Annotated in this window: 13 protein-coding genes; 6 read left to right on the plus strand and 7 right to left on the minus strand. The window is 72.6% G+C overall.

The genetic code is table 11. The features are described 5' to 3' along the window. Window positions 1-70 precede the first annotated feature (70 nt). The gene (locus tag ACR68M_RS17295; protein WP_441251413.1) at window positions 71-838 is read left to right on the plus strand and encodes a MerR family transcriptional regulator; all 768 of its coding nucleotides are present in this window, start codon (window positions 71-73) and stop codon (window positions 836-838) included. A gap of 13 nt (window positions 839-851) precedes the next feature. Here the strand turns inward: ACR68M_RS17295 and ACR68M_RS17300 are convergent, their stop codons facing one another. Further along, window positions 852-1826 carry a helix-turn-helix domain-containing protein gene (locus ACR68M_RS17300; protein ID WP_441251635.1) on the minus strand — a complete coding sequence of 325 codons (975 nt, stop codon included), beginning with the start codon at window positions 1824-1826 and terminating at the stop codon, window positions 852-854. A gap of 211 nt (window positions 1827-2037) precedes the next feature. Between ACR68M_RS17300 and ACR68M_RS17305 the strand changes: the two genes are divergently transcribed. The 3 genes from ACR68M_RS17305 to ACR68M_RS17315 all read left to right on the plus strand — a co-directional run bounded on the left by ACR68M_RS17305 (window position 2038) and on the right by ACR68M_RS17315 (window position 4803). Beyond that, complete coding sequence (locus ACR68M_RS17305) at window positions 2038-2520, plus strand: rhodanese-like domain-containing protein (protein WP_441251414.1); 483 nt, start codon at window positions 2038-2040, stop codon at window positions 2518-2520. Between the two features lie 295 nt (window positions 2521-2815). Beyond that, on the plus strand, window positions 2816-3472 hold the full coding sequence (locus ACR68M_RS17310; RefSeq protein WP_441251415.1) for an RNA polymerase sigma factor: 657 nt from the start codon (window positions 2816-2818) through the stop codon (window positions 3470-3472). Further along, window positions 3469-4803 (plus strand): hypothetical protein, encoded by a 1335-nt coding sequence (locus ACR68M_RS17315; RefSeq protein ID WP_441251416.1) that lies wholly within the window; start codon window positions 3469-3471, stop codon window positions 4801-4803. Before ACR68M_RS17310 ends, ACR68M_RS17315 begins: the two co-directional genes overlap by 4 nt. 50 nt (window positions 4804-4853) lie before the next feature. On the opposite strand, the gene ACR68M_RS17320 is transcribed toward ACR68M_RS17315, so the two are convergent. Together ACR68M_RS17320 and ACR68M_RS17325 are read right to left on the minus strand one after the other, a co-directional pair. After that, complete coding sequence (locus ACR68M_RS17320) at window positions 4854-6293, minus strand: aminopeptidase P family protein (RefSeq protein ID WP_441251636.1); 1440 nt, start codon at window positions 6291-6293, stop codon at window positions 4854-4856. Window positions 6294-6464: 171 nt separating this feature from the next. Continuing rightward, window positions 6465-7952, minus strand: a complete 1488-nt coding sequence (locus tag ACR68M_RS17325; RefSeq protein WP_441251417.1) for a PP2C family protein-serine/threonine phosphatase — start codon at window positions 7950-7952, stop codon at window positions 6465-6467. A gap of 509 nt (window positions 7953-8461) precedes the next feature. Here ACR68M_RS17325 and ACR68M_RS17330 point away from each other — a divergent pair. After that, on the plus strand, window positions 8462-9175 hold the full coding sequence (locus ACR68M_RS17330) for a bifunctional DNA primase/polymerase (RefSeq protein WP_441251418.1): 714 nt from the start codon (window positions 8462-8464) through the stop codon (window positions 9173-9175). Window positions 9176-9427: 252 nt separating this feature from the next. On the opposite strand, the gene ACR68M_RS17335 is transcribed toward ACR68M_RS17330, so the two are convergent. The 4 genes from ACR68M_RS17335 to ACR68M_RS17350 form a co-directional block, all read right to left on the minus strand. After that, entirely contained in the window at window positions 9428-10420 is a 993-nt protein-coding gene (locus ACR68M_RS17335) for a DUF5926 family protein (protein WP_441251419.1), read from the minus strand. 104 nt (window positions 10421-10524) lie between these two features. Further along, complete coding sequence (locus ACR68M_RS17340) at window positions 10525-11043, minus strand: ATP-binding protein (protein WP_441251420.1); 519 nt, start codon at window positions 11041-11043, stop codon at window positions 10525-10527. Window positions 11044-11260: 217 nt separating this feature from the next. Beyond that, complete coding sequence (locus ACR68M_RS17345) at window positions 11261-12070, minus strand: glycerophosphodiester phosphodiesterase (RefSeq protein ID WP_441251421.1); 810 nt, start codon at window positions 12068-12070, stop codon at window positions 11261-11263. 78 nt (window positions 12071-12148) lie between these two features. Then, window positions 12149-13504, minus strand: coding sequence for a purine-cytosine permease family protein (locus ACR68M_RS17350; RefSeq protein WP_441251422.1), 1356 nt, complete (start codon window positions 13502-13504; stop codon window positions 12149-12151). Window positions 13505-13863: 359 nt separating this feature from the next. Between ACR68M_RS17350 and ACR68M_RS17355 the strand changes: the two genes are divergently transcribed. Next, on the plus strand, window positions 13864-15564 hold the full coding sequence (locus ACR68M_RS17355) for a S1C family serine protease (RefSeq protein ID WP_441251423.1): 1701 nt from the start codon (window positions 13864-13866) through the stop codon (window positions 15562-15564). Window positions 15565-15605 lie beyond the last annotated feature (41 nt).

Genomic DNA, 15605 nt, shown 5'->3' on the forward strand with positions numbered 1-15605 from the left:
GAGCAGTGCGCTTGACCCTCACGTGGCGTGAGGCGGCAGGGTGGAGCGCAGAAGGAAGGGAGCGACCCCGATGAGCACGTACTCGGTGGGTGAGGTCGCACGGATCGCCAACGTGACCGTGCGGACGCTGCACCACTACGACGAGATCAGGCTGCTGTCACCAGGAGGCCGCACGCCGGCCGGCTACCGCCGGTACGCGGACGCGGATCTCGACCGGTTGCAGCAGATCCTGTTCTACCGCGAACTCGGGTTCCCCCTGGAGGAGATCGCGGCCATCCTGGACGACCACTCGGTCAGCCCGACCGAGCACCTGCGCAGGCAGCACGAGCTGATCAGCGCACGGATCGGTCGGCTCCGGGCCCTGGCGGCGGCGGTCGAGGAAGCCATGGAGGCGAAGAAGATGGGTATCCAGCTGAGCCCGGAGGAGAAGTTCGAGGTCTTCGGCCCGGACTACCAGGAGAGTTGGGAGACGGAGGCCGAGCAGCGCTACGGCGACTCGGACGCCTGGAAGGAGTCGCAGCGCCGCACCGGCCGGTACAGCAAGGCCGACTGGGAGCGGATCAAGGCCGAGGGTGAGGTCTTCAACCAGCGCCTGGCGTCGGCTCTCACCGCCGGGCTGGCCCCCGGCAGCGCCGAGGCGATGGACCTCGCCGAGGAGCACCGGCAGCAGATCGTCGACAACTACTACGACTGCACGTACGAGATCCACCGCTGCCTGGCCGCGATGTACGTCGGCGACCCGCGTTTCACCGCCACCTACGAGGCCGTCGCCCCCGGCCTCGCGCAGTGGCTGCACGACGCGATCATCGCCAACGCGGACCGCGCCACCGGGCGCTGAACCGCGTGAAGGCTCAGGCGGCCCGGCCGAAGGTGCGGCGGTAGGCCGTCGGGGAGGTCCGCATCGCCCGGCCGAAGTGGTGGCGGTAGGTCGCGGCGCTCTCGAAGCCGACGGCCACCGCGATCTCCTCGACCGTCCCCTCGGGGGACTCCAGCAGGGGCAGGCTGGCGGCGATCCGCTGGGTGATCACCCACCGCATCGGGCTGGTGCCGTTGCGGGCGGTGAAGTGCCGCAGGTACGAACGGTCCGACATCCGGGCGGCCTTGGCGAGCACGGCGACGGTGAGCGGCTCGGCGAGGTGGTCGAGGGCCCACTGCATGCTGCGGGCCACGCCGTCGTCCTCCTCCTCGACCGGGGCGACGGCGGCTTCGATGAACTGGGCCTGACCGCCCGCCCGGTGGGGCGGCACGACGAACCGGCGGGCGACGGTGTTGGCGACCTTCGCGCCGTGGTCGCGGCGGACGAGGTGCAGGCAGAGGTCGATCCCGGCGGCGCTGCCCGCGCTGGTGAGCACGTCGCCGTTGTCGACGTACAGCACGTCGGGGTTGACCCGGACGGACGGGTAGCGCTGCTGGAGCAGCTCGGCGTAGCGCCAGTGGGTGGTGACCTCCTGGCCGTCGAGCAGCCCGGCGGCGGCCAGCGCGAAGGCGCCGGAGCAGATCGAGACGATCCGGGCGCCGCGCTCGTGGGCGGTGCGCAGCGCCCGGACCAGCCCGGGGGATACCTCCCCGCTGAAGGTGTTGGGGACGGCCACCACGATCACGGTGTCGGCGGCGGCGAGTTCGTCCAGGCCGTGGTGGGCGGTGAGGGAGAAGCCGCCGACGGCCCGCAGTGGCGTGTCCGGCCGGTCGGCGCAGACCTTCAACCCGTACCAGGGTGCTGCCAGCAGCCCGGCCAGCTCGGGCCGGGCGAGCCCGAACACCTCGACCACGACACCGAGTTCGAACGGCGCCATGCCGTCGAACGCGTACACCGCGACGGTGTGCACGGGCTCCGGCGGCGGGCCGATGGTCACGGCTACCGGGCCGGTGGACGGGTGGTTCATGGCCATGGCGCGTACTCCCCTGGGCACCTGACTGGCGGGATCTTGGCGAGCATAGTCGTTCCCGCCACTGTCGGGGTCCGGTGTCCGGATCGGAAGATCAATGCATCGCAGGCAGGACCGCCGCAGAGCACAACCGACCACCAGGAGCCCGGACATGACCACCATGACTTCGCCCGTCACGACTTCGCCCGCCGCCACCTCGCCCGTCACCGCGATCCCGGCCGCCAGCCCCGAGCGGGCCTTCGCGTTCTTCGCCGAGCGCCTCGCCTGCCAGGCCGACCCGGCGGACGTCTGGTACGCGCTCCGCGACGGCCTCCAGGACTTCACCATCGTCGACGTCCGGGTCGAGGGCTCGCACCGCAAGGCCCACCTCCCGGGTGCGATCAGCCTCCCGATCGCCGACATCACCCCCGAGCGGGTCGCCGAACTGCCGCCGGGCCTGCTGGTCGTCTACTGCTGGGGCCCCGCCTGCAACGGCTCGACCAAGGGCGCGATGAAGCTCGCCGCCCTCGGCCGGGACGTCAAGGAGATGATCGGCGGCCTGGAGTACTGGGTCCGCGAGGGCTGGCCCACCGAGGGCCGCCGGCCGATCGACCCCGCCAATGCCACCCCCGCCGACCTCGGCCTGGTCTGCTGACAGAGTTTCTTCGAAAGTCAATGCAACCTCGGACGGCGTCGGACGTCTATCAGGGTGAGAGCCAGGGAAACCGGCTCGTCGAATTTCCGAACACTCCACACCCGGGGGACTCACGCCATGAACGCGCCCGTTTTCAACCGCTCTGCCCTGATTTCCGCTCCCCGTGACACCTCCTGGACCAGGCGTCGCCGCTGAGCCCGAAGGCGCATAGGCACAATCGCCTCGATCATCGACCTTGATCACTGTGTGGGCGGACGCCGGCAGGTGCCCGACCCTGGGGGAAAGCGGAACACGTATGTCCATGGCGATCGCGCCGACACTCGCCCTCTCCGGGCGCCGGCGCACCGCGCGGGGGGTGCTGCGGGTGCTGTTCAGCACGTCGAGCCCCGCCCCCGACGACCTGACCGGCCCGGCGCGGCGCCAGGGCTTCCGGCTGCTGCGCGGGGGCCGCCCCGCAGACGACGAGCGGCCCACGCTCACCCAGCTCTACCACGCCCACCGGCTCGGCCTCGTCCGGATGGCCGTGCTGCTGGTCGACCACCAGGACCTCGCCGAGGACGTCGTGCAGGAGGCGTTCGCCGCGCTCTACCAGCGCCACGGCGAGACCCTCGACGACCTCGACAACGCCCTCGGCTACCTCCGCACCTCGGTGGTCAACGGCGCCCGCTCCGTCCTGCGCCGCCGGAAGACCGCCCGGGAGTACGTGCCGCCGCACGAGGCCGACGCACCGTCGGCCGAGGACCTCGCGGTGCTGGGCGACGAGCACCGGCGGGTGCTCGTCGCCCTCCAGGAGCTGACGCCACGCCAGCGCGAGGTGCTGGTGCTGCGCTACTGGTCCGACCTGTCGGAGGCACAGATCGCCGAGACCCTGGGGCTCTCCCGGGGCACCGTGAAGTCCACCGCGAGCCGCGCCCTGGACGCCCTGGAGAAGCACCTGGAGAACGTCCGATGAGCCCCGAGCACACCCCCGAGACCCCCACCGAACGCCTCCTCCGCGAGGCCCTCGCCACCCGCGCCGCCCAGATCACCGCCCACGACCTGCGCCCAGCCACCCCACCCGCCCGCCGCCGACGCCCCCTCCGCACCGTGACCGTCTCCCTCCTCGCCCTCGCCGCCGCCGCAACCATCGGCGTGGTCACCCTCGACACCCACCCGGTGGCCGACCGGGACGCCACCCCACCGGCCGTGAGCGTCAGCGCCACCCCTACCCCTTCGCTGTCCCCGTCCCCCTCGCCGTCATCGGCCTCCCCGTCGCCGACCGCGAGCCAGTCGCCCACGGACTCCGGGACGCCGAGTGAACCGACCGGTACGGCGTTCACCTTCCGGGGCATCGCGATGCAACTGCCGCCCGGCTGGACGACCGCGGCCGGGAACGGCCCCTCGCACCTCTGCCTGGTGGCCCCCGGGCAGACCCGTGGCACGGGGCTCAGCGGCTGCACGCCGTACGGCGTGGACCTCGCCGCGTACGTCGACGCCTCGGAGGCCGAGCACGGCGAATGGCCGACGATAGGGGATCTGGCGTCGGACAGCGGGTGGTCGCACCAGCCGTACTGCCCGGTCTGGGGTCACCCGCACGACCTCCCGACCGGCTACCTCTCGATCGGCAAACCGACCTTCGCAGCCGCCAAGGTGGGTGGCCTGGCGGCCGCGAAGACCACCTGGCAGGTCTCCTGCAACGCCACCGACCGCTTCACCGCCCAGATGTGGGGGCTCGCCGACCAGCGGGTGTTCGTGGCCGCCGACGGACTGAAGGCGGACTACCAGCAGGACCTGCAGTCGATCATCGACAGCATGGACTTCAGCGGGTACGCCGTGCAGCCGCAGGTCTCGGCGAACAAGCCCGTCAAGGTCACCATCGACGGGCCGACCGCCGGGGGGAAGGTACCGAACTCCGGTGCGGAGGTGTCCTTCGCGGTGATCTGGACCAACACCTCCACCTCGTCGTACGCGGCGATCGAGCCTGTGGTCGCGACGTTCGGGTACGAGATCAACGACCCCGTCCCGATGCTGCAAGGGACGATGGAGCGCCAGGACGGGAGCGGCTGGACCACCTTGCCGCTGTCCCGGGGCGGCGGCATGGACTACGCCTCGACCGGCGCGAAGGCGGCGTTCTCGCTGGCTCCGGGCCAGAGCCGGACTCTCAACTACCGGATGAAGCTGACTCCCGGCGATCAGCTCGCCCGTTTCAAGGTGGGCGCCGACGCCTTCCTGCCCAGCGACTCGCAGGGCAGTCACAAGTCGGTCGGCAGCGCGTCCGTGCAGGCCGTGGTGGTCAAGGGATAGCAGTGCCCCCGGGCCCGTGTGCGGGCCCGGGGGCAGGTGTGCCGGGGGGATCAGCCGGTCAGGGAGGCCATCCAGGCTTCTACGGCGTCGGCGGTGCGGGGGAGGCCGGCGGAGAGGTTCTCGTTGCCGGTGGGGGTGACGAGGATGTCGTCCTCGATGCGGACGCCGATGCCGCGGTACTCCTCGGGGACGGTCAGGTCGTCCTGCTGGAAGTAGAGGCCGGGCTCGACGGTGAGGCACATGCCGGGCTCCAGCAGGGCGTCGACGTAGTCCTCGCGGCGGGCCTGGGCGCAGTCGTGGACATCGAGGCCGAGCATGTGGCCGGTGCCGTGGAGGGTCCAGCGGCGCTGGAGGCCGAGCTCCAGGACCTTCTCGACGTCGTACTGGGCGGCGTCGAGCAGGCCCCAGGCGAGCAGGCGCTCGGCGAGCACGCGCTGCGAGGCGTCGTGGAAGTCGCGGAAGCGGCCGCCGGGCTTCACCGCGGCGATGCCCGCCTCCTGGGCGTCGTAGACCGCGTCGTAGATCTTGCGCTGGAGTGCGTTGAAGCGGCCGTTGATCGGCAGGGTGCGGGTGACGTCGGCGGTGTAGAGGGTGTGGGTCTCCACGCCCGCGTCCAGCAGCAGGAGTTCGCCGGGGCGGACGTCGCCGTCGTTGCGGACCCAGTGCAGGGTGGTGGCGTGCGGGCCGGCGGCGCAGATCGAGCCGTAGCCGATGTCGTTGCCCTCGACCCGGGCGCGGCGCCAGAAGGTGCCCTCGATCCAGCGCTCGGAGGTGGCCACGGCCTGGCCCAACTCCCGTACCACGTCGGTGAATCCGTTGACGGTGGAGGTGCAGGCGGCGCGCAGCTGCCCGATCTCCCAGTCGTCCTTGACGAGCCGCAGGCCGCTCAGGAAGACCTTGAGCTCGTCGTCGCGCTGCTCGGTGGTGTCGACGGCGGCCTCCAGGCCGGCGTCGTAGCCGCGGACGATCCGGGTCGGGGTGGTGGTGGCGGCGGTCAGGTCGGCGGTGGCCTTGCGGACGTCGCGGGTCGGCAGGCCGAGCAGCGCCGAGGCCTCGGCGAGGCTGTGCCGGCGGCCGACCCAGAGCTCGCCCTGGCCGTCGAGCCAGAACTCGCCGTTCTCGCGGTTGGAGCGCGGCAGCAGGTAGAGGGTGAACTCGTGGCCGTCGGCCACCGGTTCGGCGACGAGTACGGCGTCCTCGGTCTGGTCGCCGGTGAGGTGCACGTACTCGCTGGCGGCGCGGAAGGAGTACTCGGTGTCGTTCGCCCGGGTGCGCAGGTTCCCGGCGGGGACGACCAGGCGCTCGCCGGGGTACCGGGCGGAGAGCTTGGCGCGGCGCTCGGCGGTGTACGCCGCCTGCTCGACCGGCTTGAGGTCGCGCAGCTCGGTGTCGCCCCAGCCGGACTTCATCGAAGCGGCGAGCTCGTCGGAGACCTCGCCGTAGAGGCCGTTCTTGCGGCCCTTGATCGGCTCGTCGGCGTCGCTGTCCACGGCACCTTCGGGGTTGTCGGATGCCGCCGGGCTACGGTCCTCGGTCACGTACGTCGCCTCCTTGCGAGTGGTGCCGCCCGTGACACGTCGGATCGCGACGCAGGTGGGCGGCCGTCGGTCCCATGGTACGGATGACCTGCCCGGACACTGATCGGGCCGGTGCCCGGCGGGCTACTCGAAGCGGGCGGCGAGCAGCACCAGGTCGTCCCGGGCCGGTTCCTCGGCCTCGCCGCACCGGGCGAGCAGGTGGGCGCAGAACAGCTCCGGGTCGTGCCGGACGTCGCGCGGGGCGTCGGCGGCGGCGCGCCGCAGGGCGGCCTGCCCGGCGTGCAGGGTGGGGCCGAAGCGGCGGGCCAGGCCCTCGGTGTAGAGCAGCAGCAGGTCGCCGCGTTCGGCGCCCAGTTCGACGCCGGGCGCCTCCCAGCAGCTGAGCATGCCGAGCGGCGCGGAGAGCGAGGTCTCGACGAAGTTGGCGCCGTAGCGGGTGACGAGCACCGGCGGGCAGTGCCCGGCCCCGGCGAGGGTGATCCGGCGCTCGTCGGGCTCGACCCAGGCGTAGACGGCGGTGGCGGAGCGGTTCGGTTCGGTGGTCTTGAGCAGCAGCTCCAGATCGCCGAGGACGGAGACCGGGTCCTCGCCCTCCAGGACGGCGTACGCCCGCAGCGCCGCCCGGACACGGCCCATCGCGGTCGCCGCGCCGGGGGCGGAGTCCGGCCCGGCGCCGGGGCCGTCGCCGAGCACGCTGCCGACGGTCAGGCCGAGCGAGCCGTCGGGCAGCGCGATGGCGTCGTACCAGTCGCTGCCGACGGCGTGGTCGAGACCGGCGGGGACGCAGCGGGCGGCCAGCCGCAGGCCGGGCACGCCGGGGAGGCGGTCGGGCAGCAGGCCCCGGCGGAGCGCCTCGGTGGACTGCCGGGCGCGCTCGGCGGCGAGCTGGGTGGCGAGCAGCGGGGCGGCGAGGTCGCAGTAGAGCTGGACGAGCCGACGGCGGCTCTCGTCGGGCTCGGTGGCCTCGTCGTAGAACCAGACGGCGGCGCCGAGCGGGCCGTCCTGTTCGGTGACGAGCGGCAGTGCGTAGCAGGCGCCGAGGCCGAGTTGGGCGGCGACCTCGTGCAGCCGGGGGCCGACGGCCGGGTCGGTGGCGGGGTCGGCGGTGAGGTCGGCGATGAGCAGCTGCCCGGCGCCGCCCGACCGGCTGAGCAGCCCGGCGAACGGGCCGTGCTCGGCGGGTACGGTCTCCAGCGCGCCGAGCCCGGACCGGTCCAGGCCGAGGCCGACGGCCCGCCCGGCGCCGCGCGCGGTGGTGGTGATGAGCCCCCGTCGGGCGCCGAGCAGCGCGGCGCCCGAGGCGAGTACGGTGTCCAGGGTGGCCGCGAGCCCCCGGGCGGCGGCCAGCCGCGCGGTGTGCTCGTGCAGGTCGGCGTAGTCGGGGGTGTTCACGTGCTCGCGGCTGCGGGCGCCCGCAACCGATTCGGACGCGGCGGATTCGGACGGGTGTCCGGCCAAACGGTCCTGCAAGCGCTCCGCGCCCCGGACGGCGGCGGGCACCAGCGGCCTGGCGCCGCCTGCGGGCAGTCCGCCGCTGCCCGGCAGCCCGCTCGGCGGGCTGCTCAGCTGCACCGCGCTCGCCGGCAGGTCGAGCGGCTTGGCGTCGGTCATGTCCCAACTCCCCACACACTGGTACGTGTCACGCAGGACCCCCAAGACCGCCCAAAACAGTTTCTATGTCTCTACTTCGGCATGAATCCACCACTTGTACACAGGCCGATCGGGGCATGTCCAGAGAGCTGACGCAGGCCCGTGGGCCCGGGAGGAGTGGAGCGGCGGGCCGCCGGGCACAGTCACCGAGTCAGCTTCTTCCGACGGTCGGTCAAGTGGCCGTCCGGATCGTATGCTTCGGCCGCGCGCCCGCCCGCCCAGCCGGGCGCCACTCACTCGTACGGTGGAACCAGCAGCTTCCGAGCAGCGTCCATCTGGTCGCATGGTGGATTCTCGTTCCAGGGGCCGACCTCTCATAGGTCCCGCCCTTCGTGTCGTGCCTGTCGCTCTTGTCGTGGTGCTGCGCTCAGGTGAGCGCCTCGTCGTCGTGGCGCCTCACTCGCCTCGGTGCCGTGTTCTGACGGTCTGACGGTCCCGAGCCCAACGGTCGCGGAAAGGAACGAGCGCTCATGCAGCGGATGCGCCCCCTCCGGTTGAGTTCACTCCGGCGTACGCGCACGGGCCACCGGCTCAGCCTGCCCCGGTGGCTGCGGCTGCCCGGCGGCCGCCGGCGAGCCCGAGCGGCCCTGCTCGGCACCGCCTTGGCGGCCGCCGCCAGGGGGTGGCCGGTGGTGCCGGGTGCCTACGGGGTGCCGGGGCTGCTCGGCTCCTGCTCCTGCGGCGACCCGTGCTGCCCCTCACCGGGCGCGCACCCGCACGATCCGCCGCTGCTCGCGGCCAGCACAGATGCGCGGATGGTCGCCTGGTGGTGGGGTGAGCGCAGCCCGGAGTCCTCGGTGCTGGTCGCCACCGGGCGTACGGTCTGCGCGGTGAGCCTGCCCGCGCAGGCGGGCGCTCGGGCGATGGAGTACTTCCGGCTGCACGGAGTGCCGGTCGGCCCGGTGCTCGCCACGCCGACCCGCTTCGTCCTGCTGGTCGCTCCGTACTCCCTGGACGAGCTGGGGGAGTTGCTGGCCGAGCAGCCGTGGGTGCCGGGCTCGCTGCGCTACCACGGGCCGGACGGCTTCCTGGTGCTGCCGCCCTCCCGGACGGGCACCGGCCCGGTGCGGTGGCTCCGCCCGCCGGTCGAGGACCGGCCGATGCTGCCGCAGATCAGCACGCTGCTGGGGGCGTTGATCGCGGCCAGTACGGCGCCTTCGGACGGCAGCCGGCTCGCGTTCTGAGCTGTTCCGGGCTGATGGCCGGAAATGCACCCAGCGGATCCGGAAATGGAGAAATCCGGCCGCTGGCGACGGGGGATGCACCAGCGACCGGACTGTTTAAATGCTAACAAAGATCCGCGTCCGAGCCAATTTGTCCAGATGGCTCGCGACCTGGCGATTTCCCCGAGCGGGCCGAAATGTGACGCGAGTCACATTTCAGCCCTGAAGCCGCCCGGCGATGCCCGGAGGCGCCCGGAACCCGGTGGGGCGCGGTCAGTTCAGCGTGACCTGACGGTTCACCAGGTTGGCGCGGGCCCGGCGCTCCTCGGCCGTCAGCGGCGCCGGGTCGGTGACCGCGAGGGTCGCGGCGAGGCGCTCGGCGAACTCCGCGGCCGGCTTCTCGCACTCGGCGGCGGTCATCTCCGACGGCAGGTCCCAGACCGGCACGGTCAGGCCGTGCGCGCGGAACGAGCCGACCAGCCGGGTGTCGGCGCCGAGCGAGGACTGCTCGGCGGCGGTCAGCCGGGCCAGCGCGTCGAGCAGCTGCTCCTCGGGCACCGTCATGACCCAGCGCAGGTGGTTCTTGTCCGACGCCTGGCACCAGTACGCCGAGTCGACGCCGGTGAGCTTCTCGGTCGGGATGGCCGAGGCGTTGGCGCGCTCCAGCGAGGCGGCGACCTCACCGGTGGCGGCCTCCGCGTCCTCCAGCCAGAACTCGAAGCCGGTGTGCACGTCCGGGGTGAACCCGGCCTGCACGTCGAGGAGTTCCTGCAGCCGGCGGCCGCCCGGCACGGTCCGGCGGGCGGGCACGGGGGAGCCCGGCTCGGTGCTCAGGGCCAGCTCGAGGGCGTCCCCGAGGTCACGGCTCAGGTCACCGGAGGAGGACTGCGTCTGCAGGCCCAGCAGGATCGAGCCGTCCTGGCGGCGCAGCGCGGGCCAGGCCAGCGGCAGCACCGTCGCCAGCGTCACCGACGGCACCTCGCCGACGGCGCCGTCCACGACCCCGGCGGCCAGCGTCAGCGGCACCGTCGCGGCGGGGACGAGCTCGCGCAGCGCGACCCAGTCCGCCTCGCCCGGCAGCCCCTCGAACGGACGGTGCACCAGCTCCTGCACGGCGTGCGCGGCCTCCCGGCCGTGGCACGCCTTGTACCGGCGGCCCGAACCGCAGGGGCAGTCCTCCCGCGCGCCGACGACGGGGATCTCCCCCGACGTCACGGTGGTGGACTGGCTGCGCTGCGGCGACTTCTTCGCGGCCTTCTTGGCCATGGTGCGGCTCTCCCGGGGACGGTGACACTTGCTCCCGGCAGCCTACTTCCGGTGGCATCCCCCGGTGAGCCAGCCATGCACTGCCCAGGGCCGCTCCGTGTGCCTCAGGAGGCCCGGAGGGCGGCCCAGACCGTCACCTGGCCCGGTGCGTCGCGGACGCCCCAGTCGCTGGCGAGTTCGCCGACGATGCTCAGGCCCCTGCCGCCCCGGGAGGTCAGGGAGGGCCGGGCGGGTGCCGGCCGGGTGACGGCGCCGCCGTCGGTGACCTCCAGGGTGAGCGAGCCGTCCCGGTGCATCCGCCAACTCACCAGCACGCCGCCGGATTCCGGCTCCGGCTCGGCGCAGGCCACGCCGCGCCGGGTGGGGGAGTGCGCCCCGACGAGAAGTGCGTCGGGCTGCTCGAGATCGAGATCGCGGAGCCGCCCCAACGGGCGGGCGTACCGGCAGGAATTGCTGAGCAGCTCGGACAGGATCAGTACCGCGTCGTCGATCACAGTGTCGGGTATCTCGCGGTCTCCCAGATCACTGCGCAGGCGCCGCCGTGCGACGCCGACACTGGCTGGCTTGTGCGGCACTGCCAGGGTCGATGAAGCCGGCACCTCGTGCGCCACCATCAGTGCCACCCCCGGACCTCCTTCAGCGATTACCGAGGGATGGATGCCCCCTGGGAATGCGTCGGAAACGACTGCCGGGCGATCGCGACGAGACAATTACGAGCACCGCAACTCTCGGTGCGCAAATGGTGATTCCCTGCTCACGGACGGTTGTGAAAGGTGACGTAATTCCGCGTGGAGAGGTGGTGCGCGCCCCCTCGGCCGCGCCCGCGTACGCCAAATTCCGCTATCGGCCGAGTTGGGTGAGCACCTCGCGCGGGCGGTTGGTGATGATCGCTTCCACGCCCAGCTCCAGGCAGAGCTCGACATCGGCGGGCTCGTCCACCGTCCAGACGTGCACCCGGTGCCCGGCGGCCCGCAGGGCCCGCACCAGGCCCGGGTCGGCCCGGACGAGGTCGATGCCCGGCCCGGCGATCGGGGCACCGCCGGGGAGCGTGCGCCGCCGCCCGAGCAGTGGCAGCTTCCGGTCCAGCAGGTACACCGTCGGCACGGCGGGGGCGGCGCTGCGCACCCGGCGGACGGCGAGCTGGGAGAAGCTCATGATCCGGATCTGCGAGTCCTCGGGGGCCTTGGGCAGCAGGCCGTAGTGGCCCAGCATGCGCAGCAGTTCGGCCTCCAGGCGGCCCGCCTGGCGGATCGGGTGCTTGGTCTCGATGGCGAGCTCCACCCGCCGCCCGGCGTCCACGGCGAGCTCCAGCAGCTGGGCCATGGTGAGCACCGGCTGCGGCTCGGCGCCCGCCTTCCAGGAGCCGAAGTCCAGCTTCTCCAGCTGCGCCAGCGTCATCTTGGAGACCGTGCCGGTGCCGTCCGAGGTGCGGCGCACCGTGCGGTCGTGCACGCACACCAGCTGCCCGTCGGCGGTCAGCCGTACGTCGCACTCCAGCGCGTCCGCGCCCTCGGCGACGGCCCGTTCGTAGGCGGCCAGGGTGTGCTCGGGGAGGGCGGCGGAGGAGCCCCGGTGGGCGACGACCTGCACGGCCGTGCGGTCGGGCCCGGCGGGCGGCGCGGCGGGTGCGGGGAGGTGACGGGTGTCCACGTCACCACCCTACGAGTGCTGCGGTGATCAGCAGCCCACGGCACCGGGAACTCCGGGTGAACGCTGGCCGCTCCGGGGTCAGCCGCGGTCGCGGCGGGCCAGGGTGATCAGCCAGGTCACCAGCGCCGGGACGAGGAAGCTGAAGAGCGAGGCGGAGCTCCACTCCTGCGGGGTGAAGTGCACGGCGGTCTGCACATTCGTCCAGAAGTCCGTCCACCAGCCGGCGATCGCCGTCGGGGCGAGGAACTGGTAGACGGCGAAGCCGAGTGCCCAGGGCAGCAGCATCAGCCAGCGGGCGGGGGCGTCCTGGGCGAGGTTCCAGCCACGGCGGCCGGCGCCGAGGAAGAAGTCCACGGCGAGGACGGCCAGCAGCGGCACGAAGACCGACCCGATCAGGCCGAGGAAGGCGTAGTAGGAGTCGGTGAACTCCTTGATCCGGAGCGCGAGCAGCGTCACCAGCACGCCGATCCCGCCGGTGAGCAGGCGGCGGTCGACCTTCGGCAGCAGGTTGTGGACGGACATCGCGGTCGAGTACACGTTCGCGAACGACTGGTCGGTCTCGCGCAGCACCAGCACCAGCAGGAAGGCCCACCCGGCGGCGACGCCGGTGAAGGAGGAGAAGATCTTCGACGGGTCGCCCTGCGACTGGAGCAGCGCGATCAAGCCGAGCACGTAGCACCAGACCTGGGCGACGGTGTAGCCGGAGAAGGTGCCCCAGAAGGAGGTGCCGGGGGTGCGGGAGTGCCGGGTGTAGTCGGCGGCGAGCGGGACGAACGAGATGGAGACGGCGATGATCGCGTCCGTCGCGTGCAGGAAGCCGGTCCAGTTGCCGGCGCCCGGGTCGGGGAAGCCCTGGCGGCCGAGCTGCACGGTGAAGTAGACCAGCGCGACGCCGACGGCGATCGCGACGTACTTGCGCAGCACGGCGATCGCGCCGAGCGGCCAGATCGTCAGCACGGTGGTGAGCGCCCCGGCGAGCACGACGAAGAGCCAGCGCCAGCCCTCGGTGCCGACCACGGTCTGGGCGCCCATCGCGATGACGGTCAGCTCGTAGACGCCCCAGCCGATGCACTGGGCGATGTTGAGGACGGTCGGCAGGTAGCTGAGCTTCGTGCCGAAGAGGCCGCGCAGCACCGTCATCGCCGGAGCGCCGGTCCGCGCGCCGATCAGGGCGGCGACGCCGAGCATCGCGGTGCCGATCACGGTGCCGACCAGGATGGCCGTCACGGCGGCGGTGAAGGACAGCTCGGAGCCGGGGGCGCCGAGCACCGTCGCGGCGCTGGTGAAGCCGATCAGGCTGACGCCGAGGTTGCCCCAGAGGGCGAACTGGTCGCGGAAGCCGAGGGTGCGCGGCGGTGCGGTGTCGAGCGTGAGCGGGGCCTCGGGGCGTTCCACGGAGGTGGTGAGGGCATCGAGGGGCGGGGCAGCCGTCATGGCCGATTCTCCCTACGCCGGCATTACCCGGACAGGTTCGAGCGGTCTGCGCTCCCTCGCCCGGCCTCTGTTCCGGTGGATCATCGGATGATCCGCCTCGGATGGCGTACGGTCGATCAGCGCACTCTCAGCCTGGATGGTCCAAGCTCCCGCGTGTCAGTTTGGAGCGCCAGGCTAGCCGCCCACGGCGGTAACGCCAAGGCCAGGGGGCCGGGGTCCACACTCCGGGACGGTGCTGAGCTGCCGTTGTCGGTGGTCCGTAAGGATTCTTATGACTTCTTCAGGGGGCTCCTTACGACAACTGAATCCGACATGCGAAAAACTATGGGCCAAGGTCCTGTCAGCTATGGAGGTCGTCCGTGAGCACCGAGCACGCGAGTGGGTCCACCGGGCCGGAGGAGCAGAAGCCCTCCACCGGCCAGGGGGCGGTGGGTCCGGCTCATGACGCAGCGCCGGCCGAGGCCGCGCCCGTCACCGAGTCCGCGCCGACGCTCTCGTTCGACAAGCCGAGCGCGCCCACCCCGCCGGCACCCGCCGCTGCGGCCCCGGCACCCTCGTACCTGGACGCGCCGCCGCCCGCCGGGCCGGCCTCCTCGTACCTGGACGCGCCGCCGCCCGTGGTGGCCGCGGCCGCCCCGGAGAACCCGTACGCCGCTCCGGCCCCGGCCGCCGCCCCGGCCGCCGACAACCCCTACGCGGCTCCGGCGGCTCCGGCTGCCGCTCCGCTTGCCGCTCCGCTTGCCGCTGCGCCCGTCGGCGAGCCCCACGGTGCGCCCGTCGGTGCCCCCCACGGTGCGCCCGTCGAGGGCGAGCCGCACCACCCCTTCGGCGCAGGCCAGCCGCTCGGCGGCTGGGGCACGCCGGTCGGTGGCGGCGGGGTCGGGCACCCCGGCGGTCCGGACTTCCCGGGTGGGCCCGTGCCGGCTCCGCGCCGTAAGCGCGGCGGGCTGGTCGCCCTGGTCGCGGCGGTCGCGCTGGTCGCCGGCATCGCGGGCGGCGCCATCGGCGTCGGCGTCGCGGACCGGGACGGCGGCTCCGCCAACACCGGCTCCAGCCGGACGAGCACCACGGTCAGCGTCGGCGACACCCAGAAGAACATCGACCGCGCCCCCGGCACGGTCGCCGGGATCGCCGCCAAGGCGCTGCCCAGCACCGTCACCATCAAGGCCCAGGGCTCCCAGGAGTCCGGCACCGGCACCGGTTTCGTCTTCGACACCGAGGGCCACATCCTCACCAACAACCACGTGGTCGCCCCGGCGGCCAACGGCGGCAAGCTGACCGTCAAGTTCTCCGACGGCTCCTCGTACTCCGCCTCGGTGGTCGGCCGGGCCCAGGGGTACGACGTCGCGGTCGTGAAGCTCGACAACCCGCCGAAGGACAAGCTCGTCCCGCTGCCGCTGGGTGACTCCGACAAGGTCGCCGTCGGCGACTCGACGATCGCCATCGGCGCCCCGTACGGTCTCGAAGGCACCGTAACCACCGGCATCGTCAGCGCGAAGGACCGCCCGGTCGCCTCCGGCGACGACACCGGTGCGCAGAACTCGTACATGAACGCGCTCCAGACCGACGCCTCGATCAACCCGGGCAACTCCGGCGGCCCGCTGCTGAACGGCGACGGCGCGGTGATCGGCATCAACTCGGCGATCCAGTCCAACACCGGTGGCTCCACCGGCCGGGCGGGCAGCATCGGCCTCGGCTTCGCGATCCCGATCAACCAGGCCAAGCGCGTCGCCCAGGACCTGATCCGTACCGGCACCCCCGTCTACGCGATCTTCGGCGTCCTGCGCAACGACGACTACAAGGGCGACGGCGCCCAGATCCAGACCGGCCCCGTGCAGAACACCCCCGCCGTCACCCCCGGCGGCCCCGCCGACAAGGCCGGCCTCAAGGCGGGCGACGTCATCACCAAGCTCGGCGACCACCCGATCGACAGCGGCCCGACGCTCGTCAGCGAGATCTGGACGTACAAGCCGGGCGACCAGGTCACCGTCGAGTACACCCGCGACGGCAAGCCCGGCAAGACCACCATCACCCTCGGCGAACGCAAGGGCGACAACTGAGCCCGACCGTCAAACCAGGTGCACCGAACCCCTCCGGACCC

This window comes from Kitasatospora sp. McL0602, assembly GCF_052076145.1.
Taxonomy (GTDB): Bacteria; Actinomycetota; Actinomycetes; order Streptomycetales; family Streptomycetaceae; genus Kitasatospora.